28 protein-coding genes are annotated in these 23,914 nt (G+C 38.4%); 4 read left to right on the plus strand and 24 right to left on the minus strand.

Going from position 1 to position 23,914, the window contains the following annotated elements:
• Nucleotides 1–10: 10 nt before the first annotated feature.
• From DWZ38_RS14285 to DWZ38_RS14355, 15 genes are all read right to left on the minus strand, one after another.
• The gene (locus DWZ38_RS14285) at nucleotides 11–1,150 is read right to left on the minus strand and encodes a hypothetical protein (protein ID WP_117853638.1); all 1,140 of its coding nucleotides are present in this window, start codon (nucleotides 1,148–1,150) and stop codon (nucleotides 11–13) included.
• Nucleotides 1,151–1,212: 62 nt separating this feature from the next.
• Nucleotides 1,213–1,578 (minus strand): DUF5688 family protein, encoded by a 366-nt coding sequence (locus tag DWZ38_RS23145; protein WP_147343016.1) that lies wholly within the window; start codon nucleotides 1,576–1,578, stop codon nucleotides 1,213–1,215.
• A 38-nt stretch (nucleotides 1,579–1,616) separates the two neighbouring features.
• Nucleotides 1,617–2,192, minus strand: coding sequence for a DUF5688 family protein (locus DWZ38_RS23150; protein ID WP_117853643.1), 576 nt, complete (start codon nucleotides 2,190–2,192; stop codon nucleotides 1,617–1,619).
• Nucleotides 2,193–2,243: 51 nt separating this feature from the next.
• Nucleotides 2,244–3,236, minus strand: coding sequence for a DUF5688 family protein (locus DWZ38_RS14300; RefSeq protein WP_117853645.1), 993 nt, complete (start codon nucleotides 3,234–3,236; stop codon nucleotides 2,244–2,246).
• 85 nt (nucleotides 3,237–3,321) lie between these two features.
• The gene (locus DWZ38_RS14305; RefSeq protein WP_147343018.1) at nucleotides 3,322–4,311 is read right to left on the minus strand and encodes a DUF5688 family protein; all 990 of its coding nucleotides are present in this window, start codon (nucleotides 4,309–4,311) and stop codon (nucleotides 3,322–3,324) included.
• 53 nt (nucleotides 4,312–4,364) lie between these two features.
• Complete coding sequence (locus tag DWZ38_RS14310; RefSeq protein WP_117853648.1) at nucleotides 4,365–4,892, minus strand: hypothetical protein; 528 nt, start codon at nucleotides 4,890–4,892, stop codon at nucleotides 4,365–4,367.
• Nucleotides 4,893–4,894: 2 nt separating this feature from the next.
• Complete coding sequence (locus tag DWZ38_RS14315) at nucleotides 4,895–5,590, minus strand: Cas9 inhibitor AcrIIA9 family protein (RefSeq protein ID WP_117853650.1); 696 nt, start codon at nucleotides 5,588–5,590, stop codon at nucleotides 4,895–4,897.
• Between the two features lie 18 nt (nucleotides 5,591–5,608).
• Nucleotides 5,609–6,016, minus strand: a complete 408-nt coding sequence (locus DWZ38_RS14320) for a hypothetical protein (protein WP_117853653.1) — start codon at nucleotides 6,014–6,016, stop codon at nucleotides 5,609–5,611.
• Nucleotides 6,006–6,128: a hypothetical protein gene (locus DWZ38_RS23155; protein WP_264295764.1), complete on the minus strand. Its 123-nt coding sequence runs from the start codon at nucleotides 6,126–6,128 to the stop codon at nucleotides 6,006–6,008. The genes DWZ38_RS14320 and DWZ38_RS23155 overlap by 11 nt, the downstream gene beginning before the upstream one ends.
• A 235-nt stretch (nucleotides 6,129–6,363) precedes the next feature.
• Nucleotides 6,364–6,744: a DUF4313 domain-containing protein gene (locus tag DWZ38_RS14330; protein ID WP_117853658.1), complete on the minus strand. Its 381-nt coding sequence runs from the start codon at nucleotides 6,742–6,744 to the stop codon at nucleotides 6,364–6,366.
• 327 nt (nucleotides 6,745–7,071) lie between these two features.
• Nucleotides 7,072–7,317: a hypothetical protein gene (locus DWZ38_RS14335; protein WP_117853661.1), complete on the minus strand. Its 246-nt coding sequence runs from the start codon at nucleotides 7,315–7,317 to the stop codon at nucleotides 7,072–7,074.
• A gap of 7 nt (nucleotides 7,318–7,324) precedes the next feature.
• Nucleotides 7,325–8,575, minus strand: a complete 1,251-nt coding sequence (gene dinB, locus DWZ38_RS14340; RefSeq protein WP_117853663.1) for a DNA polymerase IV — start codon at nucleotides 8,573–8,575, stop codon at nucleotides 7,325–7,327.
• Nucleotides 8,576–8,724: 149 nt separating this feature from the next.
• Nucleotides 8,725–9,051 (minus strand): ArsC family transcriptional regulator, encoded by a 327-nt coding sequence (locus DWZ38_RS14345; protein ID WP_243000284.1) that lies wholly within the window; start codon nucleotides 9,049–9,051, stop codon nucleotides 8,725–8,727.
• A gap of 32 nt (nucleotides 9,052–9,083) precedes the next feature.
• Complete coding sequence (locus tag DWZ38_RS14350) at nucleotides 9,084–9,476, minus strand: pyridoxamine 5'-phosphate oxidase family protein (RefSeq protein ID WP_117853666.1); 393 nt, start codon at nucleotides 9,474–9,476, stop codon at nucleotides 9,084–9,086.
• Between the two features lie 276 nt (nucleotides 9,477–9,752).
• Nucleotides 9,753–10,895 carry a nucleotidyltransferase family protein gene (locus DWZ38_RS14355; protein WP_117853669.1) on the minus strand — a complete coding sequence of 381 codons (1,143 nt, stop codon included), beginning with the start codon at nucleotides 10,893–10,895 and terminating at the stop codon, nucleotides 9,753–9,755.
• 110 nt (nucleotides 10,896–11,005) lie between these two features.
• Between DWZ38_RS14355 and DWZ38_RS22840 the strand changes: the two genes are divergently transcribed.
• Both DWZ38_RS22840 and DWZ38_RS14360 read left to right on the plus strand, forming a co-directional pair.
• Complete coding sequence (locus DWZ38_RS22840) at nucleotides 11,006–11,236, plus strand: hypothetical protein (protein WP_243000274.1); 231 nt, start codon at nucleotides 11,006–11,008, stop codon at nucleotides 11,234–11,236.
• Nucleotides 11,224–11,829, plus strand: a complete 606-nt coding sequence (locus tag DWZ38_RS14360; protein ID WP_243000285.1) for a type I restriction endonuclease — start codon at nucleotides 11,224–11,226, stop codon at nucleotides 11,827–11,829. Before DWZ38_RS22840 ends, DWZ38_RS14360 begins: the two co-directional genes overlap by 13 nt.
• 570 nt (nucleotides 11,830–12,399) lie before the next feature.
• On the opposite strand, the gene DWZ38_RS22495 is transcribed toward DWZ38_RS14360, so the two are convergent.
• The 3 genes from DWZ38_RS22495 to DWZ38_RS14375 all read right to left on the minus strand — a co-directional run bounded on the left by DWZ38_RS22495 (nucleotide 12,400) and on the right by DWZ38_RS14375 (nucleotide 14,279).
• Nucleotides 12,400–12,561, minus strand: a complete 162-nt coding sequence (locus tag DWZ38_RS22495) for a hypothetical protein (RefSeq protein ID WP_178105345.1) — start codon at nucleotides 12,559–12,561, stop codon at nucleotides 12,400–12,402.
• Nucleotides 12,562–13,146: 585 nt separating this feature from the next.
• Nucleotides 13,147–13,707: a chromate transporter gene (locus tag DWZ38_RS14370; protein WP_117627931.1), complete on the minus strand. Its 561-nt coding sequence runs from the start codon at nucleotides 13,705–13,707 to the stop codon at nucleotides 13,147–13,149.
• Nucleotides 13,704–14,279 carry a chromate transporter gene (locus tag DWZ38_RS14375; RefSeq protein ID WP_117627932.1) on the minus strand — a complete coding sequence of 192 codons (576 nt, stop codon included), beginning with the start codon at nucleotides 14,277–14,279 and terminating at the stop codon, nucleotides 13,704–13,706. The genes DWZ38_RS14370 and DWZ38_RS14375 overlap by 4 nt, the downstream gene beginning before the upstream one ends.
• A 107-nt stretch (nucleotides 14,280–14,386) precedes the next feature.
• Between DWZ38_RS14375 and DWZ38_RS14380 the strand changes: the two genes are divergently transcribed.
• Nucleotides 14,387–15,274 carry a LysR family transcriptional regulator gene (locus DWZ38_RS14380; RefSeq protein WP_117853673.1) on the plus strand — a complete coding sequence of 296 codons (888 nt, stop codon included), beginning with the start codon at nucleotides 14,387–14,389 and terminating at the stop codon, nucleotides 15,272–15,274.
• A 1-nt stretch (nucleotide 15,275) separates the two neighbouring features.
• Nucleotides 15,276–16,415, plus strand: coding sequence for an anaerobic sulfatase maturase (locus DWZ38_RS14385; protein ID WP_117853676.1), 1,140 nt, complete (start codon nucleotides 15,276–15,278; stop codon nucleotides 16,413–16,415).
• A 1,108-nt stretch (nucleotides 16,416–17,523) separates the two neighbouring features.
• On the opposite strand, the gene eda is transcribed toward DWZ38_RS14385, so the two are convergent.
• Genes eda through DWZ38_RS14425 form a run of 6 tightly spaced genes read right to left on the minus strand, consistent with a single transcriptional unit; the run spans nucleotide 17,524 to nucleotide 23,878 of the window.
• Complete coding sequence (gene eda, locus DWZ38_RS14400; protein ID WP_117853683.1) at nucleotides 17,524–18,168, minus strand: bifunctional 4-hydroxy-2-oxoglutarate aldolase/2-dehydro-3-deoxy-phosphogluconate aldolase; 645 nt, start codon at nucleotides 18,166–18,168, stop codon at nucleotides 17,524–17,526.
• Between the two features lie 50 nt (nucleotides 18,169–18,218).
• On the minus strand, nucleotides 18,219–19,316 hold the full coding sequence (locus DWZ38_RS14405) for a sugar kinase (RefSeq protein WP_117853685.1): 1,098 nt from the start codon (nucleotides 19,314–19,316) through the stop codon (nucleotides 18,219–18,221).
• A gap of 54 nt (nucleotides 19,317–19,370) precedes the next feature.
• Entirely contained in the window at nucleotides 19,371–20,465 is a 1,095-nt protein-coding gene (locus DWZ38_RS14410) for a mandelate racemase/muconate lactonizing enzyme family protein (protein ID WP_117853687.1), read from the minus strand.
• Nucleotides 20,458–21,333 carry an SDR family oxidoreductase gene (locus DWZ38_RS14415; RefSeq protein ID WP_117853690.1) on the minus strand — a complete coding sequence of 292 codons (876 nt, stop codon included), beginning with the start codon at nucleotides 21,331–21,333 and terminating at the stop codon, nucleotides 20,458–20,460. The genes DWZ38_RS14410 and DWZ38_RS14415 overlap by 8 nt, the downstream gene beginning before the upstream one ends.
• A gap of 3 nt (nucleotides 21,334–21,336) precedes the next feature.
• Nucleotides 21,337–22,779: an aldehyde dehydrogenase gene (locus DWZ38_RS14420; protein WP_117853692.1), complete on the minus strand. Its 1,443-nt coding sequence runs from the start codon at nucleotides 22,777–22,779 to the stop codon at nucleotides 21,337–21,339.
• A 37-nt stretch (nucleotides 22,780–22,816) separates the two neighbouring features.
• Nucleotides 22,817–23,878: a family 43 glycosylhydrolase gene (locus DWZ38_RS14425; RefSeq protein ID WP_117853694.1), complete on the minus strand. Its 1,062-nt coding sequence runs from the start codon at nucleotides 23,876–23,878 to the stop codon at nucleotides 22,817–22,819.
• Between the last annotated feature and the right edge of the window lie 36 nt (nucleotides 23,879–23,914).

Genomic DNA, 23,914 nt, shown 5'->3' on the forward strand with positions numbered 1-23,914 from the left:
CGAAGTTATTTTATAAGTCCAGGGTTAACTGCTCAGCCTCATCCTTATGCTCATTTGCCGTAACCCACTCCTGTTGCAAAGCTTCAATCTGTTCGGCAGAAAGTCTCTTCTTCATAAATCTTTGTTCTGTATCATTCAGAGACTCCCAGCCCTTTTTCACAACCTTTCTTTTTGCCTGCTCCAGGCGTTTCTCTTTTCGTTTCTGTTTCCACTTCTTCTTCGCTTTCGCAAAGTCTGCTTCATAGCCAATGTATATTCCGGCTTTCTCATCCTCAATATCCTGTGCCTTATCTCGCGTCAATCGCGTAGCAACTCTAACATTCAGAATTTCCATCTTCAAATCTGGATCGTACAAGGCCTGCATAGAATAGCCATTCCACCATTCCTTATTAAAAATATCCTCCTGTTTTCTTTTTACAATTTCTTCACAGATATCAACCGAAACCTTGCTTTGCAAAAATTTCTTCCCCCTTGTGATCGTCACTATAGGCTCCCCGGCAAAAAAGGTATCATCTTTTCGGATTGTAGATACCTTTAGATCGTAATATATATTCCCTGTCTTTTTGGAAAGAGGTCTGCCCCGCAGCATACAATACTCTCCTGGTCCGCACATGCACCTCATCGGATCATATTGCAGGCTCCATTCCTGCTTCTCGTAGTTATAAGACATATGCATCTTACAAATACAGTTTTTATGCTGTTCCTTAAATTTCTGAAACAATTCTTCCTTTTTCTGATCTGCCTGGTTTTCCAAATATTCTGCACTTTTTTCATACTGGTAATCTGATACCATATGGCAGGCACAGAAGCCGAAATTATCTTCCCTTAATAAGGGATGATTCTGTTCACAATTTTTCTTATGCCATGGACACCGAAAAACGACATTATCATTTTCAAAGCAGAATGTTTCCTCCAGATAATCTATATCGTTAATACATTTTTCCCAACTCACGTATAGACCACAGCCAGACATAAATGCTTTCTTTTCCAGATAATCTTTGGTATATATAAAACCGCCGCATGAATTTTCAAGTGGTGACTTTCCCAGCCTTCCGTTTCCGATTCGAACATAGTCCGGATAGTGTTCCGCCGTATATCCTTGAAGAAGCAGCTCCTGTGTCAACAAATTGTATTCGTATCCCTCGGACATTTTCTTCTCCTCTTAACAAAAGATACGGCAGGAAATTCCCGCCGCATCTCGTTCCTTATCATTTAATTTTCCTCATCCATACGGATTGTTGTAACTAACATTTTCAGCCTGCCTTGAAGCATAATAAATTTATCCTCTTCCCTGCAGTAATAATAGACCTTATCCGTTAAAAACTCCTTTTGGAATGTCATTCTCGAATTGGAAGTTCTTAATAAATTCTCAAGTTCTTCTAAGCTGCAAAGTTTTGAGCTGTGTATCAGGGCTTCATGCACACTGCTAAATACCACATAAAAATCCCCATCCATTAATTCCACCAGTTTTTTTATCACTTCTGGATACAGGACTGCCACAGCTCCATTTGTGAGTCCTTTTACACTAAGACAGATTACCTCCTTCTTTTTTTTATCTGAAATAAAATAGGGATCCACATTCATGAAGTCATCACCAGCATACCCCGGAGTGTACATCATTTTTTGAAATCATAGATTCTTGGAGACAATATACGATAACTGTTTAAAAGAGCATCGTGTAAAACATCGTCTTTTTCCAAGCCCCATGTTTCCAAATATTCCGATCTGACTTTCAAATATGTAATCCCATCCTTCAAGGTTCCTGCATGCACATATAACGTGATTGCAATGTCCCCCATTGTTTTATATACGGCATTTTTCAGTTCATGCCTGTGTTTTTCCAGGTTCAAAAGCCCCAGAAAGAGATGTTCCCTGACTTTTTCATAGTCATTCAGATATCTGGTATTTTCCATATTTCCCGCTCTATCCAGGTCACACTTCACCCTTGCTTCTATGTTTTCCATAGAAGTTCCTTCTACATAATCCTGGTAAAGTTCTTCCACAAAAATCCCGCAGATGTCTTTTCCGGAATCCGTTTCAGCGCAGACTACAAATAACCGGTCCCCATTTGCGGTTATTCCAGTCTTTTCTTTTTTCTTAAAGAAAACATAGTCCTCTGGAAGATGAGCAGCTTTTATGATCCATTTCCGTAATTTCTGGACAAATTCTTCATACGTTAAACGCTGACACATATAAAGTTTCCGTTTCCTTTCTTATAATCCGCAAAACATTATCATTGCTATTTACAACGGAAGCCTTTCAACACAGCTTGCCGGTAAAGTTACCTTTGATACCACCTTTTTCCATTTCATTATTTTCCGGGCACCTCTGTCATAGTAATATATTTCATCTGTCAGAAAATCTTCGTCCAGGGTAGCCTCTTTAAGTGTCTCTTTTAAAATTCTTTCAAGATCTTCCGGACAGAACATCCTCTTAGAATGAATCATTGCCTCATGGACGCTTGTAAATACAATGTAGAAATCATCATCCATAAGGTCTGCAATCCTTTGTGCCACATCCGGCAGAAAAACAGCCACAGCCCCATTGGTGCGAATACTTGTAGAAAGACAGCTTCCAGCATTTCTTTCCACAATATTTTCTTCATAATTCATGTCCATAAAGTCATCGCCCTCATAATCAGGATTAAAAAGCAGGCATTCCCACTTATAAATTCTTGGGGGAGTAAGGAAATATGTATTCGCCAAAGCATTTTCGTAGGCTTCGTCCTCGTCCATTCCCCAGTCTGCCAGACTGGCTTTGTGGATTTTCATGCTGGAGATACGGCCATCTTGCTGACCAACTTTCATATACAAAACACAGGCTATGCCATCCACTTCTTTATACACAGCATTTTCCAGTGCCTTTTCATGTTTCTTTTTGTTTAAAAGCCGTATAAACAGGTCTCCCTTTACTTTGGAATAATTATTTACATCCTGTACTTTTTTGAAAAGCCTTGCATCTTTTAATTTCAGGATTTCATTTGTAACAGTATCTCCAATTCTTTTTATGGAAATACCATCCAGATAATCCTCATATAACTCTTCCGTATGGATTCCACATACTTCTTTCCCTTCTGAACTTACACGACATTCCATAAATAAACGGTCTCCATTCGGAGCCATTCCCTCTTCATCTTTTGCTTCAAAATAAATTCGCTCTTCTTGCAGATTTAAAGTATCTAACAGATACGCTCTTAAGTTTTCGACAAACTTTTCATAACTTAAAATTTCATTCATAATTTTTTCATTTCCTTTCGTTAGGATTATACAGATACTGCTTACTACTTAACTATTACGCAGCCTTATCTACCTTTTCTAATAATCAGTGCACTTCCTTTAAATTAACCGTAGTAAAGTTAACCTTTACTTTTTCCATATATACAGAAATCTTATCTTCGATTCTGCTATAGTAGTAGAGTTCTTCTGACAATAATTTTTCTTCAAACACCATACCATTCCTACACTTAAACACCATAGCATTCCTATACTCAATCACCATTTCATTGAGTTCAGTCTTAATATCTTCTAAATTACTCTCATTTGCACTGTAAATTGTACTTTCATTCCCACTTGTAAATAAAATGTACAAATCACTTCCCATAAGCTGTGCCAGTCTTTGAAGGACACCAGGGTAAAATACGGAAATCGCTCCATATTCTTTTGTATTTGTGGAAAGTCGAACCCCCATAACTTTATCACTTTTCGATAAGCAGAATGCTCCATTCTCCATAAAGGATCCTCCCCACTTGTTCTCATCATTAGTACAAATGAGAGGGGGTGCCATCTGGCAGGTATTTTTAAGTGCCTCTTCCATAACAGCCTCTTTTGTCATTTTCCATTGCTTCAAATGCTGATTTTTTATCTTCACGCAAAAATACGCGTTCGTATTACTAAGCATCATATACACGACACAAGCGATATCTCCAACATCCTTATGCACTGCATCTTCCAACTCAAGCGAATGCGCTTTCTTGTTTAGCGGTTTTACAAAAAGGTATTTTCTGATTTTTTGGTAACTGTCTGGAGTCATCTCGCCCTCTAACATGCCAACCGTTTTTAGTTTCTCGATTTCATCTTGTACAGAATATGAAATTGACTCCATCGAACTCCCTTCCATATAACGCTCATATAAATCTTTCACGTCAATACCGCACAGTTGCTTTCCACTTAAATTTTCAAATGCGTCCACAAACAAGCGATCCTTATTATCTATGGCTTTCTTTTTGAAAAATATTTGCTGTTCCTGTAAATGCAAAGCATTTAAAAGCTGTTTTCTTAATACCTCAACAAATTCCAAATATCCTAACTTCATCGTAATAATCCTTTCTGCGGTTTCTCTATGACCGCTGATCCAGCATCCAATTTTCAATCTGCAATTCCGTACCATTCATTTTCCTTATGTCTTATGCCATCCACACAGAGCTGGTTTACATATATAATCTCATTGCTGTCAGGCTCTTCCTGGACAAGAATAAGAAGATCATTTTTCCTTCCTTTTGCTTTTGGTTGTTTGCCGCGTACAATTACGAATCCATTATTGCCCACACCTGTTTCTTTGCAAACCAGGCTGCACCATGGGCGGTCCGGATGTATTGCCATATACGCAGCTCCCCGTAGTAAAAGCATTGAAAAATCCAGTTCCTCCTTCAGTTCCATCTTGGTGCACGAGATTTTGGTATCCCGGTCATCTTCATCCAGATCTCCAAATGCTTTCACTACAAAATACCTGGAGTTTCTCCAATTCGGATAGTGAACAAGACAATCCAGCGGATTTTCCGCACAATGGAATCCATTTTGTCTGCAATTTGCCTCCGTTGTCTCATTGATCCCATATCGTTTGAATTGATAACCCCTGCAACTTAAATTTTTTTCAAACCCTTTGTATGCAATCATATTCAGGCTCCTAAATTAAATAAAGAAAGCTGCTCCGGTTCTTCTTTCTTTTGCGCTGCTGGCTTTGCTGCCACCTTTGCCTCTTCCGAAACATCTTTCTTCGTATCTGAATCTTTTGATTTTGCTGACACTGTCCTGATTGATTCCGCTCTTTTCCAGGCTTTCTTTATTGTATCTTTTTCTTCCTGTGCTTTTTTCTCCATGTCTTTACGGTCGTCCAACAGGTAATAGTCTATTCCCCAGGCAAATACCTCTGTAGAGCCAATCACTATACCAGCATTTTGCCCCACACCAGTTTTTCCCTCTTTCTTTGCCTTTTCCAGCGCCGTCTCATATGCTTTTTCATGGACATATTCGAGACAGTGTCTCAGCGTCTTATGAGGCTGGAGGATCACATCTTTCATAACAGGATCTTTTCTGGCAAGGTCTAAAAGATACGTGCCAAGCACGGTCGCATACCCGGAATCCTGCAAAAGAAGCATTTCTTCTGTCAGTTTTTCGGTTACTGAACCGGATTGCCCCATTAATGGAACTTTCAACAGGCAGCAGCTTTTTCCTGCTATAAATGCATCCGTGTCCTCCTTCGGAATAGCATGCTCTTTCGCAAGCCTTTCAATTGCCGCTACATTTTGACAGGTCCGGTAATGCTCAGCCAGAATATTTAATTCCTCTTTACTTTTTGCAAGTCTTTCCAGCATATAAAGTTCCTCCCATCATTATGCTGCTTTGGATGCATGATTTTCTGCCTTTCCGCCAGCTGCCTCTCTTTGCACTTCCTGGGATTCCTTATCAAGCTCATTCACCAGATTCAGTATTACCCGGCGTACCCAAAGGTTTCCATTCCACTTCTTTTCAAGGGCCTCCGCACTCTCAACAATGTCTTTCCACACACTATCATCCAATGCACGATGTCTGTATTTCTTGTAAAATGGATAGATCTCATACATGGCCTTTTTGACATCCACATAAATAACAGAATCCACATTGGACAACAATCCCATCAGAACCGGATGCCTGTCATATTTTTGGATCAGCTCCTGGATCCCAATAGGTCTTTCTCCTGTGTACAAGCCTAAAAAGTCATTAAATATCGTTCCAACTGTATTTATATTTCTATGTTCCATTCATATCCTCCTCTGCTCTTTTGATTCTTGCTGTTACGGTTTCCGGTAAGCATTCAAACGCTTCTGCAATTGCATTTTTACTGTATCCTTCCAGAAACAGCTTTTTCATCATTTTTTCCTGCTCTTTTTTCTTCAGCTTTTTCAGAGAGGAATCCCTGATCTTATGCTTCAGGATTTTTTTACTTAACGGATGATCCGGTCCATATTGATAGATTTTCCAGGCCTCCGCTGCATTTAGTCCGCAGACAATTGCCAGTACCAGGCAATAATAGCCTGCATACTCTTCATCTTTTATGCCATCACCCTCTTTATAGCTCTAAAGTTTTTCGGTTTCCGGCATTTTCCATTTATGCATGTCCTCCTTCCTGTTCTGCAAGAAACTTTTTTACGCCTTCCCGATCATATTCTTCCAGTTTTTCCAAATCAAAACGCACCAGCCGATAATCACAAAATCCAGAATGCCCCACTCTTTGCAGCACTTCTCCAAGCTTGTATTTTCGGATAAACGAAAGCTTATACTTGCACTCAAAATCTGAGATAAATGCTTCGTTTATTTTTATATTCTCACCTGGCAAGCTTACTGTTAAAATGTCATATAGTTCCTCTTCCTGATCTTTTTTCTTGACCATTGCGATAAAAAGCCTGTTTTTGCAACGATAAGAATCCACTTTCAAAATGAGTTCTTCTTTGCACAGACTTCCTTCGTATTCCAAAGTTTTCTGTTCCATGTTCCTCCTCCGATATGCTTATATTTTTTTGAATTATCCAGTAACTCCTTTCCTTCGTATTTGCGCCCTTAGCTTGGATTCTGGAATTTTTGACAACAAAAAAAGACACCAAAAATCCATTCCAGGTTTTTGATGTCTTTCTATATTTTCCAGATCTATTGTCTCAAATGATTGCTTCTGATTCGCACCAGAACTAAATTTCCCTGCATAGAGTGCTATGCATAAACGATAATTCGATTATAGAATAGCACAATATATAGTGCGTGTCAATTGCATATTTCCATATATTGTATTTCCATTTTCTCTGACAGTCTGCAGCTTCACGTATCAGGAGCAGCGTCTCTCCATAAACCATTTATCAAATTCATAGTATAAATGGCTCTCTTTTCCATTCACCATTATGGTGTAACAAATTCCGGTTCCACCTGCTTTTCGACTAGCACAGCGCTCCCTTGCAAAGATACGGTCCACATGATATTTTTCCCCGTCTTCCCAGATAAAGTCCACCGGGCTCATAGTTCCATCGTTGTCAAAATTGACAAGGACATCCACATATACTTTTGCATTTTCCATTTACCAATTACCTCCCATTAAAATACCCTATCGGATGAACCGTGTGGGAACTTTGTGCATCCAGACTTGCAAGAGCTTTATCCTGATACATAAAAGCTTTTTGCACACTGAAATAGCCAAACTGTCTACGGATTTCATCCACCGCCTGATCCATTTTCTCCTGTTTTTCTCGTTGTTCCTCGCTCACAAATAAGTCAAGCTGTATAGGAATATCGGATAATACCAGACTTTCTACACGAACGCCCAGGCTTCTGATCGGATGCTGCCAGTTATAATGTTCCTGAAAGAGCTCGTTTGCAGCTTTCATAATCTCATTTGTAATGTCCGTAGGACGCTCCAGCTTTTTCTGCCGGGAAAAAGAATATAACCCATTATCCCGGATACTGATGGATACTACCTTGCATTTAAACCCATGTTTTCGAAGCCTGGCTGCAACACTTTCCGCTAACGCCATCAATACAATCTGCACATCCAGGTTATTTTCCAAGTCCCTGGGAGTCGTGGTACTATTGCCAATAGATTTAACAGGTGCTTCATATCCCTGGGGTGATACTGACGACTCATCCCATCCATTTGCAAAAGTATAAAGCACCAGACCCATTTTTCCCAATAAACGTTCCAGAAATTTAGGATCCGACAGGGCAAGCTCGCCAATTGTTTTAATTCCATAACAGTTTAATGTATTTCTGGTAGAACGTCCGACGTACAAAAGATCTGCAGCCGGAAGTCTCCAGAGCAGTTCTTTGTAATTTTCCTTCGTAAATGCCGTAATCCCATCAGGCTTTTTGTAATCACTTCCAAGCTTGGCAAAAATCTTATTCCAGGAAATCCCAATACTAACTGTAATTCCCAGTTCTCTTTTCACCCTCCTGCTTATCTCCTCTGCGATTTTTCTTCCTCCCCCTTTTAAAACTGTGCTGTCCGTAACGTCTAACCAGGCTTCATCACATCCATACGGTTCAACCAGATTCGTATACTCTCCATAGATTTCCCTTAACATAGAAGAAAACTTCAGATACAGATCCATCCGGGGTGGAACAATCACAAGATCCGGACAGGCCATTTTTGCCTGCCAGAGTGCCTGTCCAGTCTTTATCCCCTTTTTCTTTGCAATATAATTGGCGGTCAATATAATCCCATGCCTGGCTTCCGGATCCCCGCCTACAGCCAGGGGACACCCGGCATATTCCGGATGGTATAGCATTTCTACACTGGCATAGAAGCAATTCGCATCACTGTGCAATATTATACGTTCCACATCCTTCGCCTCCACAATGCGAACATATATTCTTTTACTTGTTATATCCACTTCAAGCCAGAATGTAAAGTGGCAATCTTCACCAGAATACTTTAAGCACTAAATATCGGGACAAAACTTCCTCTTTTATACTTAAAACCGTCCCAGTTTTAACAGGGAAAATTGACCCACCTGCTAGAGAACGATACACTTCTCTCTGTATGCACCAATACAAGAGAGGAGGTTTGAAAGAAGGTGTATGATTTGTCCTCATCAGCAGTATATTTAATGAGTGCAAGCAAATCTTTGTCTTTGCCATCCCAGTTAATCATATTCTCCAGACCACCATTTACCTGTGCAACAGAGTTAAATTCACCTTTGCTCATTCCTTTTTCTTTCATGTCAATGAACTGATACTTGATGCCACGCTCTTTAAAGAAACGCTCAGCCTTTTTAGTATCATTACATTTCTTAGTCCCAAATATCTGTATATTCATAATCTGTATTCCTTTGCTATCTTCTTTTGTCATTAGAATTTTACAACTTCCGGCTCATGTGTAAATGATGAGAATGTAGCTGTTGCGTTTTTAAAATAGAACACCTCAGTATTACCATCATCTGCAGAATACATCTTCTGTAATGAAGGATATGCATCAAGCATAGACTGTCTTGCTTCTACTCTGTCATCCTCAATCAGTTCACCAGCAACACGAAGCCACTCACCATTCTTAAAAGCACAGATTTCTGCCTTTGAATTTGCGTGTAACTGCTTTGATACCTCTTTGACTTTACCTGTCTGTATGTAAAGTTTTCCTTCAAAAATATGTGCTGTTCCAAAAGGTCTTACTCTTGGTTGATTGCCTTCTACTGTTGCTAAATAATATGTTCCTGCTTCTTTTAAAAATTTAAAAACTCGTTCCATTGCTTAATCCTCCATTTTCCGAATAATTATTATCAAAAATTATGATTTTTCTCTGATCCATTACCTTGTCTTACGCATTAGCCAATCCGTCATCTGTAAAAGCCTTCCTAACAGTTATTGTACTCGGATACCTATATAGAACATATTATACCATCTAATGACGCATTTGGCGATTACTCAATTTCGGCACTATTCTCATTAACGAATAAAGACAGCACCAAAACCGGCACTGCCTCATTTTCAACTTCTTTGTTATTTCATTTAATTATCCGACAATCATTTTGCCTTTGTGTTATTTTTACGTACCGCCACTTTCTCCACAGCCTTCACCTCACAAAGCACATAATCCCTTCGCTTTTTGCTAAAAAGCAACCTCACAATCCGGTAACACCAATACGCCGGTATCAGCCACTTATGCTTTACCAGTAGCGGATAATTCTCATACAGCTCCATTCCCGGAAATACTCTGTGCCGATAGTAACTAAGCTTTGACAGATTCTTCTTTCCATCTGCTTTTTTCTGTTTCTCCATGCGGTTTGCGACCATGCGGTCAAAGGTTCCGTACACGCCGGAAGAAAGATAGTATTGAAGCATCTCCAATTCATCTGCCGATAACGACTGTTTAAAGGAAGCCAGATCATATGTCTGTTGTGGTGCAAACACTTTCCTGCATAATATACGGTTATGCTGCTCGAAATCATCAATTCCAAGTTTTTTACACTCTGCCTGGATATAATCAAAATCAAGTGTGGCTTCCTTTGCATTCAGATAGGCATAGAAATCCAATAAGGTACGCAGGCCTGTACCACTACCGCTGTAATGCTTGTAAGCGTGGCTTGTGATGTAAATGTAGAAATCCTCGTCACTCATATGATAGCCATAGCTGGTGTTCTTTCCTTTACCGCCACATGCATTGTTTACTGCATGATTTGCATCGCCTGTATGAACAATTTCATCCGGTATCAGACGTTCCTTGCCCTTTAATTTTTGCTCTGCGCTTGTCTGAAACTCATGCGCATCCGTATCCTGCGTATAAATCATAAGTGTATCCACATCATCGTGATACCATGCAAACACTTCCGCAAGAATCGTCAGTGAAATTTCTCCGGCATTCTTCTTCAGCACTCGTCCTGTTGATAAGGTTCTTCCCGAAATCGGCCATTCATCATACATCTGCTTTAACCATTCTTCCGAAGAATCCATATCTAACAAATCGGCCTTTCGCACATTTCTGCGAAGATAGCGCATCAATTCTGATACTTTTGATACCGCAGCCTCTACAATATAGTACAGGTTTATATCCTCATCACCGACTAAAGCTCCATATTTAGTTTCATCAATCCAGTAAAGTGGGTATCCATTAGATATGAGTTGCTCAACATACACACTTCGATACTCTGAATCCTCGATTTCTTCCATTACCAACTTTGGTATAAGAATCAAATCTTCAAAAAAATCATTACGAACAAGGAATAAACGCTGATTTCAATCAAGATTATGCAATTGATGAGGTTCGATTATTTCGTTTTTTGAATGATACACAAGCCGAAGTAATAAAGGAACTTCATATTCTGGACAGTGCAGCAGAAAAGAAGAAATTTCTAGACCCCCTGAGTAAAAAGCTCTCCGATGATGGTGTTGTTGAGGTTTTGCGTAAACCATTTAAATACAAACACAAAAGCTTAGATTTATATATGGTTTTCCTTCTGACGGAAACAAAGAGGCTTCAGAACAATATGAAAAGAACATATTTAGTGTAACGCGGCAATTACAATATTCTAAGCAACATGGCCGCCGCGCACTTGATATGACTATTTTCTTAAACGGATTACCTATTATGACTTTTGAGCTTAAAAATCAGCTAACCAAACAGAATGTCCAAGATGCAATACACCAATATAAATCAGATAGCGAACCATCGGAACTTATATTTAATTTTAAACGATGTCTTGTTCATTTTGCAGTCGATGATAACGAAGTCTACATGTGTACCGAACTTAAAAAGGAAAAAACTTGGTTTCTACCATTTAACAAAGGTCATAACGATGGTGCAGGTAACCCACCTAATCCGATTGGAATTAAAACAGACTACCTTTGGAAAGAAATCCTTACCAAGGGTGAGCTTTCAAATATTCTAGAGAACTATGCACAAGTGGTATGCGAGGAAGACGAAGAAACAAAGAAGAAAACCTATAAACAGATTTTCCCTGACTTTACCGTGTCTCCGGCAAAGTCGCCGAGAGAATATGCAATGTCAAGAAACCCTTTATTTATCAGTGTTTTGAATAGTCCTATTTCTCAACCCTTGACATCAATACCACGCACTCCACATGTATCGCATAAAAGGACTTAAATAACAGGAACTCTCATCAGCAATTACTTCAGAAACAATGTGATTCATACCGAAGATAAAGACGAATTGTCAGAGACGGAAAATCGCTCCCCCCAGTAAATACAAGGATACGGGGGAGTATCCCAAAATGGACTTGTTAACAAACTCACTTTTTCAGTGTTTATTTCTGCATGTTTTTGAAATGCCATAAAACGGCTCGTAAATTCGGTTATTCAAACCGTTTTTACCAGCCGCTTTAAATTTAATGCCGTTGCCGATAAGAGACATTCTTCTGTCGCTTTCTGAAGACCTCTTTTCTGGATTTTATTCAATTTATGTTCTCGTTTTAAAACTGCGAATGTTCCTTCTTCCCATATCTTCCTAAGCCGCATGACCCTCAAATAATCACCGCTCCCTACTTTCTTGCTATATCGATAAAATGAAGGATAATAGGCACTCGCATTAATCCTAACTGTACCGAGCTCTGTGGCACAAGCTGAAAAATCCGGGCAGTTTTTACATTGTTCTGATATTCACAGATAGCTGTATAACCTTGGACTCTTAATAACTCCATCCCTCTGTGTATCGTTCCTATATCATATCCGCCAGATAACTCAGCCCCTTTTTACAAACCTGATGGATATAGCCACACTCTGGATCTGTCCGGCTTTTTAAAGATTCTTTCTCTTTTTTTACATTCTCCGGTTCTTTATAACTAGGAATGGACGAAAGCTCTGCTTCCAATTCTTCCATATATCTTACAGTAGAGCGTTGGACCGCCTCAACTGCCTCATAGCGGCTGTCCCAGGATAAAACGGTCCTAGGAATACAGTAATTTTTCTTTGTTCAACTGTCAAAGACAGGAATATACTACCTTTTCTTTCGAATTCCAAATAGGCAAATGCTCTCCATATATATATATAAGTTCATCGCATCTTGCTGGAACTTTTTCTGCGATATCATTCAATAAACCGAATGAATTTTTCCCCTTTTTAATTCTTCTGACATCTCATATTCACCAAACTTCTGTTCAAACCAGCACATTACTCTACCACCAGTGGTTCCTCCCTAAAGCAGCCAGCAATTTGGTACTACATGGCAGCCAAAGATTGAACGGGGTCTGATTTATAAGAATCAATACAAATACTGATTTCTCCCTCCTGGCCGCCCTGTTCTCGTATTTTTCCGTTTATTAACACACCTGATCCAAAAGTTTCGCATACAGCATCCAGACCACCTGAAACTATAGGGATCCTCTCACATAGACCTGACTCTGTGCATATTTTTTCGTCACACTGCATGACACGGATATAAAGCTGGTAGCATAACTGAACAAATTTATATCAGTAAAAGATTCATCCCCAATCCTATAATCCCGCAACAGCACATTACCAATATAGGATTACATTTCCATTTTCTCAAAACAATAAACGCTACTAAAAACAGTATCACACCTATCCAATTAATATGGGTCAAATCAATAGACTTTCCTTGAAAAACAACCAACTCCAAAATTGATAGGCCAGCAGATGCAATGAGTGCAACCACTGCCGGTCGAAGGCTTGCAAGTACACATTGAAGGCCTGACATATTTTTATAGCGAAAATAGACATATGCCAAAATAGACACGATTAGACAAGACGGAAGAATACAACCGAAAGTAGCAATAAGAGCTCCCGGAATACCGGCAATCCTAACGCCAACAAAAGTAGCAGAATTTACTGCGATAGGCCCCGGTGTCATTTCCGCAATTGTAATCAAATCAGTAAATTCATTCATTGTAAGCCAATTATGACTTGTCACCACTTGATTTTGAATCAACGGCATAGCTGCATAACCCCCGCCAATGCTAAACATTCCAACTTGTAAAAAACTTAAAAACATCTGTAAATATATCATGATGCATTTCCTTTCCTCTGTTCTACGACCGCTATAATGACTCCTACGAAGGCTGATATTATAATGATATAAATAACATTTATCTGAAAGATGAATGTAGCAACAAAAGCAGCTATTAAAATAATATAGTGAATCCAGTTTTTCTGCTTTATAACATTAGCTCCCAAACTGCATACTACATCAAGTATCACTGCAGCAACACCTGCCTGCATCCCCTTTAAAATAAGCGCAATGTAGGTATTAGTTGCAAATGCAACGTAGAAAAATGAAATGATAGTAAGAATAACCATAGGTGGAATTATTGTTCCTATTACCGCCACAACCATACCGGGAAGCCCACCTGTTTTCCATCCAACTAATATAGCTGCGTTTACGGCAATCGCGCCAGGGGAAGATTGTGCAATGGCCGTCAAATCAAGCATTTCCTCTTCATCAATCCAATGTAATTCATCCACAAATTTTTTCTTCATAAATGTAATAATTACAAATCCACCACCAAAGGTAAACGTACTAATATAAATAGTAGTGAAAAAAAGTTTTAATAATATGTATTTTTTTGAGTTTTTATTCATATTTATTTTTCCTCCTGTTCTCATATTACCACTTGTCAGCTAATAAGTAAAATGCTATTATATTATTATATATATAACATAAATTACATAATATTAAAGAGATCCATATGAATATTAGACATTTGAAAATTTTTGTCATCGTATATCAGAATATGAGTGTCACAAAAGCGGCAAAAATCCTGCATATAGCGCAGCCGGCAGTTACACGATCAATCCAGGATTTAGAAAATGATTATGGCGTGTGTCTGTTTGATCGCTTAAATCATCGTTTATATCGAACTCCACTAGCAGATGAATTATATACAAGGGCATGCTATATTCTTGACTCCTTGGATGAATTAGACAGCACACTCAGACATAATGGCAGATGCAAAATATTAAATATCGGAAGTACAATGACTATAGGCAATTTTATGCTCCCGAATGTTGTGTCTCAATTTAATAGGATATGTCCTACGGTACAGGTAAAAGTTGTTGTTTCGAAGAGTTCTGATATACAACAAAAAATATTAGACAATCGTTTGGACTTTGCTTTAGTTGAAGAAAATGTCAGCGCAGACTACCTGGATAAGGAATATTTAGCTACTGATTACATGCGTTTAATTTTGCCAAAAGATCATTATCTATCTGGTAAAAAAAGAATTTATATGAAAGACATTTCACAGTTTCCTCTATTATTGCGGGAAAAAGGAAGTGCAACGCGAACTTTTTTAGATCACATATTTGCAATTCATGAAATTGAAGTGAATCCCACTTGGGAAAGCGCCAACCCACAAGCATTAATTAACGCTGTATCGAAAGGAATTGGTATATCCATACTGCCCGAGAAATTGGTCCAACAAGATTTTGAAGCGGGCAGAATTGAATTAAGGAAACTCCAGGATGAAGAACTTAAACGTAAAGCATATGTCATTTGGCATCGCCAGAAAATAATGTCTGATGAGTTGAAACTATTAAAGGAATTATGTAAAAAAATTGCTTCAGGAGAGAAATAATATGTTACAAAATATTCTCATAAAACCGGCGTCCGGACTCTGTAATATGAGATGTGATTACTGCTTTTACTGTGATGAAGCTACCAAACGGAACATTCCATCTTATGGAATGATGGAAGAAAAAACAATAAAAAACATTATTCGCAAAGTATTGAGGCAAAACGTAAAAAATGTCTGCTTTGCATTTCAAGGTGGGGAGCCTACTTTACGCGGTCAGGACTTTTTTGAAAAAGTAATCGAATTGGAAAATCAATATAACACTCACCACTGCTCTATTTTAAATTCATTACAGACAAATGGTTTATGTATAGATGAAAACTGGTGTTCTTTTTTCAAAAAGCATAACTTTTTAGTAGGAGTATCTGTAGACGGAATAGAGTCTGTCCACAATTTGTATCGTCATGACAAAAATGAGCAGGGGACTTATCACAGAATAAGAGAAAACATCAAATTACTTGAAAAATACAACGTAGAATATAATATCTTGACGGTAGTAAATCGCCAAGTTGCAGAAAACATCAAACAAATTTACAAAGAGTACCGAGAAAACGGCTGGAACTATCAACAATATATCCTTTGCCTTGACCCTCTGGGGGAACAGCAAGGTCAAAAAGAATATTCTCTTACGCCTGAGATTTATGGGCAATTCTTAATTGATTTGTTCCAATTATGGTATAAAGATTGGAGGAGAAACAGAGCTCCATATATTCGACAATTTGAGAATTATATAGGTATATTATTGGGATATCCCCCTGAATCCTGTGAACAACGGGGAATCTGTAGTGTACAATGCGTAACAGAAGCTGACGGCAGTGTATATCCCTGTGATTTTTACGTCATAGATGAATATAAATTAGGAAACTTCAACACCGATCAGATTACGGATTTTTTTGAATCAAACAAAGCAAAAGATTTTGTAATGCAATCAAAAAAGCTACACAAAAAATGTCTGCAATGCAAATATCTCCCCCTTTGTAGATCTGGATGCAGAAGAAGCAGAATAAAAGACGAAATGACCGGAACATATTACAATTATTTTTGTGAGGGATATCGCCGTTTCTTTGAAATATGTGGTCCTGAACTTGCTAATATTGCAAAATATATTAAACGTCAAAAAGAAGGAATGAAGAAAAATCTGTAAATAGGATTCTTATACGATAAGACGTTACTCCATACCCGAGGGGGGAGGTGCGGACAAAATCTGGACTTCCATAGGGCTCCAAAAGGAGCCTCTTAATGAAATGTCTCACATACTTATCGATTTTGAATGCATCACAAAGTTTCGGATTGGTTTATTTGATAATCATTTTCACGAAATACTATCATATCCTTCCCGTCTATCAAATTTTTGTAAAACTATTCGATCTGATGAATCACTCAATCTGCAATGCCAGCAATGTGATTATCACTCTTTTCAACATTGCAAATCTCATGGTCATTCCTATGTCTATCAATGTCACCTTGGGCTTATAGAAATCATAGTCCCTATAAAAACTAATAGTTCAATTATCGGATATTTAATGTGCGGACAAATTTTTACGCAAAATATAAGCTATGAAAATTTTATAAGACAATATCCCCATATATCCAGTACATCAGTAGATCTCAAACAATTAAAATCAACATTACATAATAAAAAAATAGTTACAAAGGATATTATTACATCTACTACACGTTTTATGAATATACTTCATATTACTTATCACATGCCGAATACCTTTTTTTAAATCAAAACAAGCTGGCAATTTTAATTGATAATTATATTCTGGAACATCTTAAAGATAATTTAAACATAAACCAGTTATCTACAAAATTTAATTTTCATAGAACCACATTTTGTAATCTTTCTAAAAAGTTTTACGGAGTCGGTATTATGCAACATGTTCGTCAACTGCGCATTCAAAAGGCCAAACAGTATCTTTCTGACACAGATCTCCATATATATGAAATTGCTGAACTAGTTGGGATACCTGATTATAATTACTTTACCAAAATCTTTAAAAAAGAAGCCAACTGCACTCCAAAAGAATTTCGTGAAAACTCTATTAAACTTCCTCTATAGATAAAAAGTGTCATAAATCAGTTTTCAAAACCCATTTATGACACTTTTTATATTTCTATACTATACTCATATCTAATAATATTGTAAACGCAAAAATTGCGTTTACATAATATCAGAAATAAATAGTGTTATATCCATCGACTGCTTCATTGAATTGCAAATTCCACAATCTTATATTCATTCCAAATCAATTTTCTTCACGAATTGCAGCTACCAGATCAACTGCTTCTTTCGTCAACTGATAAATTTGCTCAAATGCTCCTTCTTTTATCAGTTTACTATTCACCATCCAACTACCACCACAACAAATAATTTTTCCAAATTCTAAATAATTTTTCAGATTTTTAGAATTAATTCCTCCTGTAGGCATAAATTTTACCATCGTATAAGGTGCAGCCATTGCTTTAATCATTGCAATTCCTCCTGCCTGTTCCGCCGGAAAGAATTTTAAAACTTTTAATCCTCGTTTTACAGCCTGCGCCACTTCAGAAGGAGTGATACAGCCAGGAAACACCGGAATATCTTTTTTGATACAATAATCCACTATTTCCGGATCGAATCCCGGACTCACAATAAATTTGGCACCTGCAAATACCGCTCTATCTACCTGTTCAATGGATAATACAGTTCCTGCTCCTACCAACATTTCCGGATATTTTTTACTAATCAGGCGAATTGATTCCTCAGCTGCTTCTGTACGAAAAGTCACTTCTGCACATTTTAACCCACCTCTTATTAATGCCTCTGCTAAAGGTAATGCGTCCTTTACATCATCCAATACAACAACCGGTACTACACCAAACTCATAAAATTGTTCTTCTACAGTTTTCACCGAATATTCCTCCCACTAGAGTCATAAATTTACAACATATCAGAAAATTATTAACGCTGCACACGAGCGCCTGCTCCTCCCATAATTGCCTCTACTTCTTTTTTTCTCGCCATGGTAGTATCACCAGGTGTTGTCATGGCAAGCGCACCGTGTGCTGCTCCATATTCTACTGCCAGTGCAGCATCCTGAGTCATCATTAATCCGTATATCAATCCGGAAGCAAAAGAATCTCCACCGCCAACACGATCCATGATTTCTAATCCTTTATAATCTCTGGCTTTATAAATCTGACCATCAGCCCAACAGATTGCGCTCCAGTCATTCACTGTCGCTGTCTTTACTTCCCGTAAAGTTGTTGCAACCGCTTTAAAATTCGGATATGTTTTGGCTGCCTCATTAATCATTTTTTTATAGCCATCCAGATTTAATGTCTGTAGATTTTCATCATTTCCTTCAATATTAAATCCCAGACAAGCAGTAAAATCTTCTTCATTCCCAATCATAACATCCACGTATTTGGCAATTTCTTTATTCACTTCCTGTGCTTTTTCAATTCCACCGATTGCACTCCACATAGACGGGCGATAATTCAAATCATAAGAAACAACAGTTCCATATTTTTTGGCTGTCTTTATAGCTTCCAGTACCGTTTTACATGACTGTTCTGATAAAGCTGCATAAATGCCGCCGGTATGCAGCCAGCGCACACCCAGTTTCCCAAAGATATAATCAAAATCAAAATCTTCCGGAGATGCTTTCGATATTGCCGTATTCGCTCTGTCTGAGCACCCTACTGCTCCACGGATTCCAAATCCTCTTTCTGTAAAATTCAAACCATTCCTGCAGATTCTTCCTATTCCGTCGGTTTTCATCCACTTGATCAGCGAGGTATCTACTCCGCCCTGAAGAATAAAATCTTCCATAAGCATCCCAATCTCATTCTCCGCAAATGCTGTAATAACCCCTGTCTTCATGCCAAAGCATTTACGAAGGCCACGAATTACGTTATATTCACCGCCTCCTTCCCATGCTCTGAAACTTCTTGCAGTCCGAATCCGTCCTTCACCAGGATCTAACCGAAGCATAACCTCTCCGAGTGAAACTGCATCAAACATACATTCTTTTTCTGATCTTAATTTTAATTCCATGCTACTCTCTCCTATGTTTACCTTCTCTGTTTATCCCACTTACCATTTACAACTTTATTTCACACGATATGCTTTCAATTTTTCATAGTCAAATTCAACACCCATTCCAGGGTTTTTACATGTCTCTAGATAACCATTTTTTACGCACAACGGATTAACTGTATACTTATAAATAGGAAAACTGTGAAACTCAACATATCCTCGATTCTGCAATGCTCCAAGCACATTGGCATGTAATTCCTGCATACCGTGTGAATGAACCTTAACCGAATACTCTTCCGCAAGTTTTGCGACTTTTAAAAATCCTGTAATTCCACACACATTAGAACAATCCGGTATCGGACAACTAATTCTTCCAATCTTCATTGCCAGCTCATGTTCATAGATAGTATGCAGATTTTCACCCATTGCAATCGGAATGGTTGTCGCCTGTCCGATTTTAGCATATCCCTCATAATCATCTGGATTTGTTGGCTCTTCCAACCATCCAATATTATATTCTTCTAATCGTTTTGCCATTCTGATCGCTTTCGGCACCGACCATACCATATTGGCATCCACCATAAATAATGCTTCCGGACCAATCAGATTTCGAACAGCTTTTACTCTTTGAATATCCTCTTCTTCATTCTCTCTTCCAAGTTTGATTTTCACAGCTGTGTGACCTGCCTCAAGCTGTTTCTCAATATTTTTAAGCAATTCTTTTTCCGAATACATCAAATCAATGCCACCATAATATGTACGTACTCGATCGGCACCACAACCATTTAAATCTTTCAATGCCAGATTTTCTGTTTTTAATTTAATATCCCAAAATGCTATATCCAGAGCTGAAATGGCAAATGAAGCAATCCCACCTCTTGCAACGTAATGAATATGCTGATTCATATAATCATTCATCTTGTCTGGTGTTGTCATTTCAATCCCTACTAGCTGAGAAGTTAAATCATTCTCAATAATTTTTGCGATAGCAGCTCCTCCAAAACCTCCTGTATAGGTATAACCCGTTCCATTTCTTCCATCCTCAAGCTCTATCTTTGCAATAACCAATTCAAAAAAATCATGTTTTCCATGCAATGCATCTACAAGATTTCCTTCCAAAGGCACTCGATAATATTCAGTTTTCACTGTTTTAATTTTATTAGACATATATAGTTCCTTCCTTGTACCCTCCAATACAATAATTAATTATTCTCAACAGACCCCACTCTGTGTTTTCGTTCTTTTTCATTTCTGTTAAATTTTCCCTATCAAAACATTCAATCAATCGACCTTTCAATCCTCTCAATTCTCCTTCCAGTATCGCTTCAACCAGATGAGCTATTGTCAGCGGTGATTGTTCCTTTCCCTGATAAAATGCCTGCTGAATTTCCGGCATATAGGTCTTGCCCTCCGTTGACTCACACAAGGCCAGCGTTCTTTCATTACGCACCAGACCAGGATTCGTACTAAATATGCCTATATTGAATCCTGCCTTCTGGATTTCCAGTGCAACCGACTCCGTAAAACGGGCAATAGCAGCTTTGCTGGTTGAATATGCTGCCGCAAAAACATGCGTTTTACTAGCACCCCCTCCACAGAAATTGAGAATTGTTCCATTATTTTCTAAACACATATATTTTAAGGCTATATGAGTTCCATTCATCGCACTTTTCAAATTCACTTCTGTTTCCATCCACAGATTTTCCGGATCAAGATCCCATAAGCGTCCAATTGCCTTATTTTGTCCTGCACAGTTAATCCATACATCTATTTTTCCGAAACATACGACAATGTGTTCTGCCATCCTGGCAAGATCATTATAATTTCTCGCGTCACCTGTATAAGAATACATCCTTTGATTCTTTCCTTTTGCCTGAGCGCATAATTTTTCCAGTCGTTCTTTTCTTCTGGCAAATATACAGGTGATCGCACCATGATCAGAAAAATACTCGCTAACAGCCGCACCAATTCCACTGCTTGCTCCCACAACAACAATGACTTTATCTTTTAATATGTTCATCTTTTCTTCAGTCATCTTTTATTGGTAATTCATATATACTGTTTTTTTCTGAAGATATCCTTCTAACCCGTGTTTTCCATCTTCACCGCCAATGCCACTGAGTTTATATCCATTATGAAAGGCATTGATCATTTCACCATTTTCTCTGTTAACATAAACTTCGCCGAATTCCAGCTCATTTACTGCACGCATAATGTTTTTAACATTATTGGTAAACAGGTATGCTGACAGGCCATATTCGCTGTCATTAGCGAATTCCAGTGCCTGATTAAAATCACGGACTTTCATCACAGGAAGTACCGGGCCAAAAATTTCATCATGCATAAGTATGTTATCATTATTTGGAACCTCAATAATAACCGGATACATCCAGTTCCCATTTTGAGTAGGTTTCATTTCCGGGGTCATATCTAACAGAACTTTTCCACCCTGTTCTACAGATTTCTGAACCAGCTGATTTATTTTTTCCACTTCGGCTTTATTTACTTTCGGACCAATAAAAGTATCCGGATTCAGTGGATCTCCCACTACTAATTCTGATGTTTTTTCGATCAGTCCCGCCACAAATTTTTCATAAATCGATTCATGTATATACATACGTTCATTACAGGTACAGATCTGTCCACAATTATTAAATTTTGCTATTACGGCTGCCTTTACAGCACGATCAATATCTGTATCTTCCATCACAATAAATGGAGCCTTTCCTCCCAATTCCAGCCGAACAGCCACACAATGATCTGCCGCTGCCCGAAATACTTCTAATCCAGCTCTGGTACTTCCTGTCAAAGTAACCAATTTGACTACATCATTCCTTACCAGAGCATCTCCTACTTCACTTCCTGAACCAGTAATAAAATTCAAGACTCCTACCGGAAGACTGCTTTCCTTTGCAATGATTTCTGCCAGCCGCATAACTGTTAGCGGGGTTTCTGACGGTGGTTTAATAATCATAGTATTTCCACACACCAGAGAATTTCCAAATTTCCTTGCCGCTAATGCTAATGGAAAATTCCAGGCTACAATTCCAACTGTAACACCATAAGGAACTCTTTGAATCCATGTTTGTTCCTGATCTATCTCTGAAGTCACAATTTCTCCTTCAATTCTTCTTGCAGATTCAGCCGCATATCGAATAAATCCACAGGATGCATCTATTTCATCTCTTGCCTGCGTCAATGGTTTTCCATGTTCTTTTGTTAATAATACTGCCATTTCTTCTTTATGCAGTTCTAACAGATCTGCAATTTCCACCAGATAAGATGCTCTCTTTTGTGCGGGCAACTTACACCATTTTTTTTGAGCCTTCTGAGAACTTTTAAGTGCTTCTTCTACATCACTTCTGGTACTTTTAGGCACTGTCCCTATTACTTCCTGATTATAAGGGTTTAATACTTCAATCACTTCTCCCGAAAGAGATGGTGATAATTTTCCATTGATATAATTATTCATTACTAACATTCGAATTCATCCTCCTAACATCTGATATCAGATCAGCTTATTCATACATGGTCCGGTTGGTATATACCTTTTTCTGCCATTCATCAATATCAAATCTCTTTATGTATCCATAATCAGCAAATACATAATGACACAATCCCCATTCCATTCCTTTTAATGGATTGTCCATACTTTCTTCCTGTCGGTATGGTCCACATGCCTCCGGTCCGCCCTTAATTACCGATTTAATTTCAAAATTCACTCCATCCTCAGCAAATTGAAGAGTATTTTTTTCTACACCGTCCGTACGGAGAAATGCTGCAATTCCTCCATTGTACTTCCATAAACAGGTTTCATGCCCACTGTTTGTAACCGGATTGTATTCACTTCTGACATAAGGACCCATGATATCATCTGCGATTGCTACTCCCCATTTTGTTTCTCGTCCGCCCATATACAATTCCTCACCCATTGGCTCTCCTTTGTAATACAGATAGAACTTGCCTTTAAACGGGAATAAAATGGGATCGTGAACTTTATGGCTGTCAAAACTTCCTTTTTTCTTTACAGCAAAACGATTGTCCTCTTCGCCATCCCAGATTCCATCTTTCGTAGGTTCTAAAATAGGGGCTTTTGATTTAACGAAAGGTCCATCCGGCGAATCAGCAACTGCAATAGCAATATTTTCAAAGCTTCGATTTACATATGGGTGTTGAACTACCTGGTACACCAAATAATATTTTCCCTCGTATTCCAGGACTTCCGGGGTAAATACACTTCGGTCATCATACTCACCCTTTTCTCCCCGGGCTACTGCAATCCCTTTTTCCTCCCATTTGTATCCATCTTTGGAAACTGCATACCAGATATCACAGAAATCCCATGGGAATACTTTTGCGTTTTCATCACCTGTATGGAATCCCACATGCTTTCCTACAGATTTTGTATACCAGACATAATATAAATCGCCGACTTTCAGCACACTACTTGGATCTCTTCTATGTACACCAGGCTCATAACCGATTCCTTCCACGTCTGATTCTTTAAAGTCGCAAAACCATTCACAACTCTGATAATAGTTTCTTTCTAACGCTCGTTTTGTTGCACTGCTCATCTTCATAGTCTAATCTCCTCTTTTTAAAACACCGGAGTATCA

The organism is Ruminococcus sp. AF31-8BH, from assembly GCF_003460605.1.
GTDB classification, from domain to species: Bacteria; Bacillota; Clostridia; order Lachnospirales; family Lachnospiraceae; genus Blautia_A; species Blautia_A acetigignens.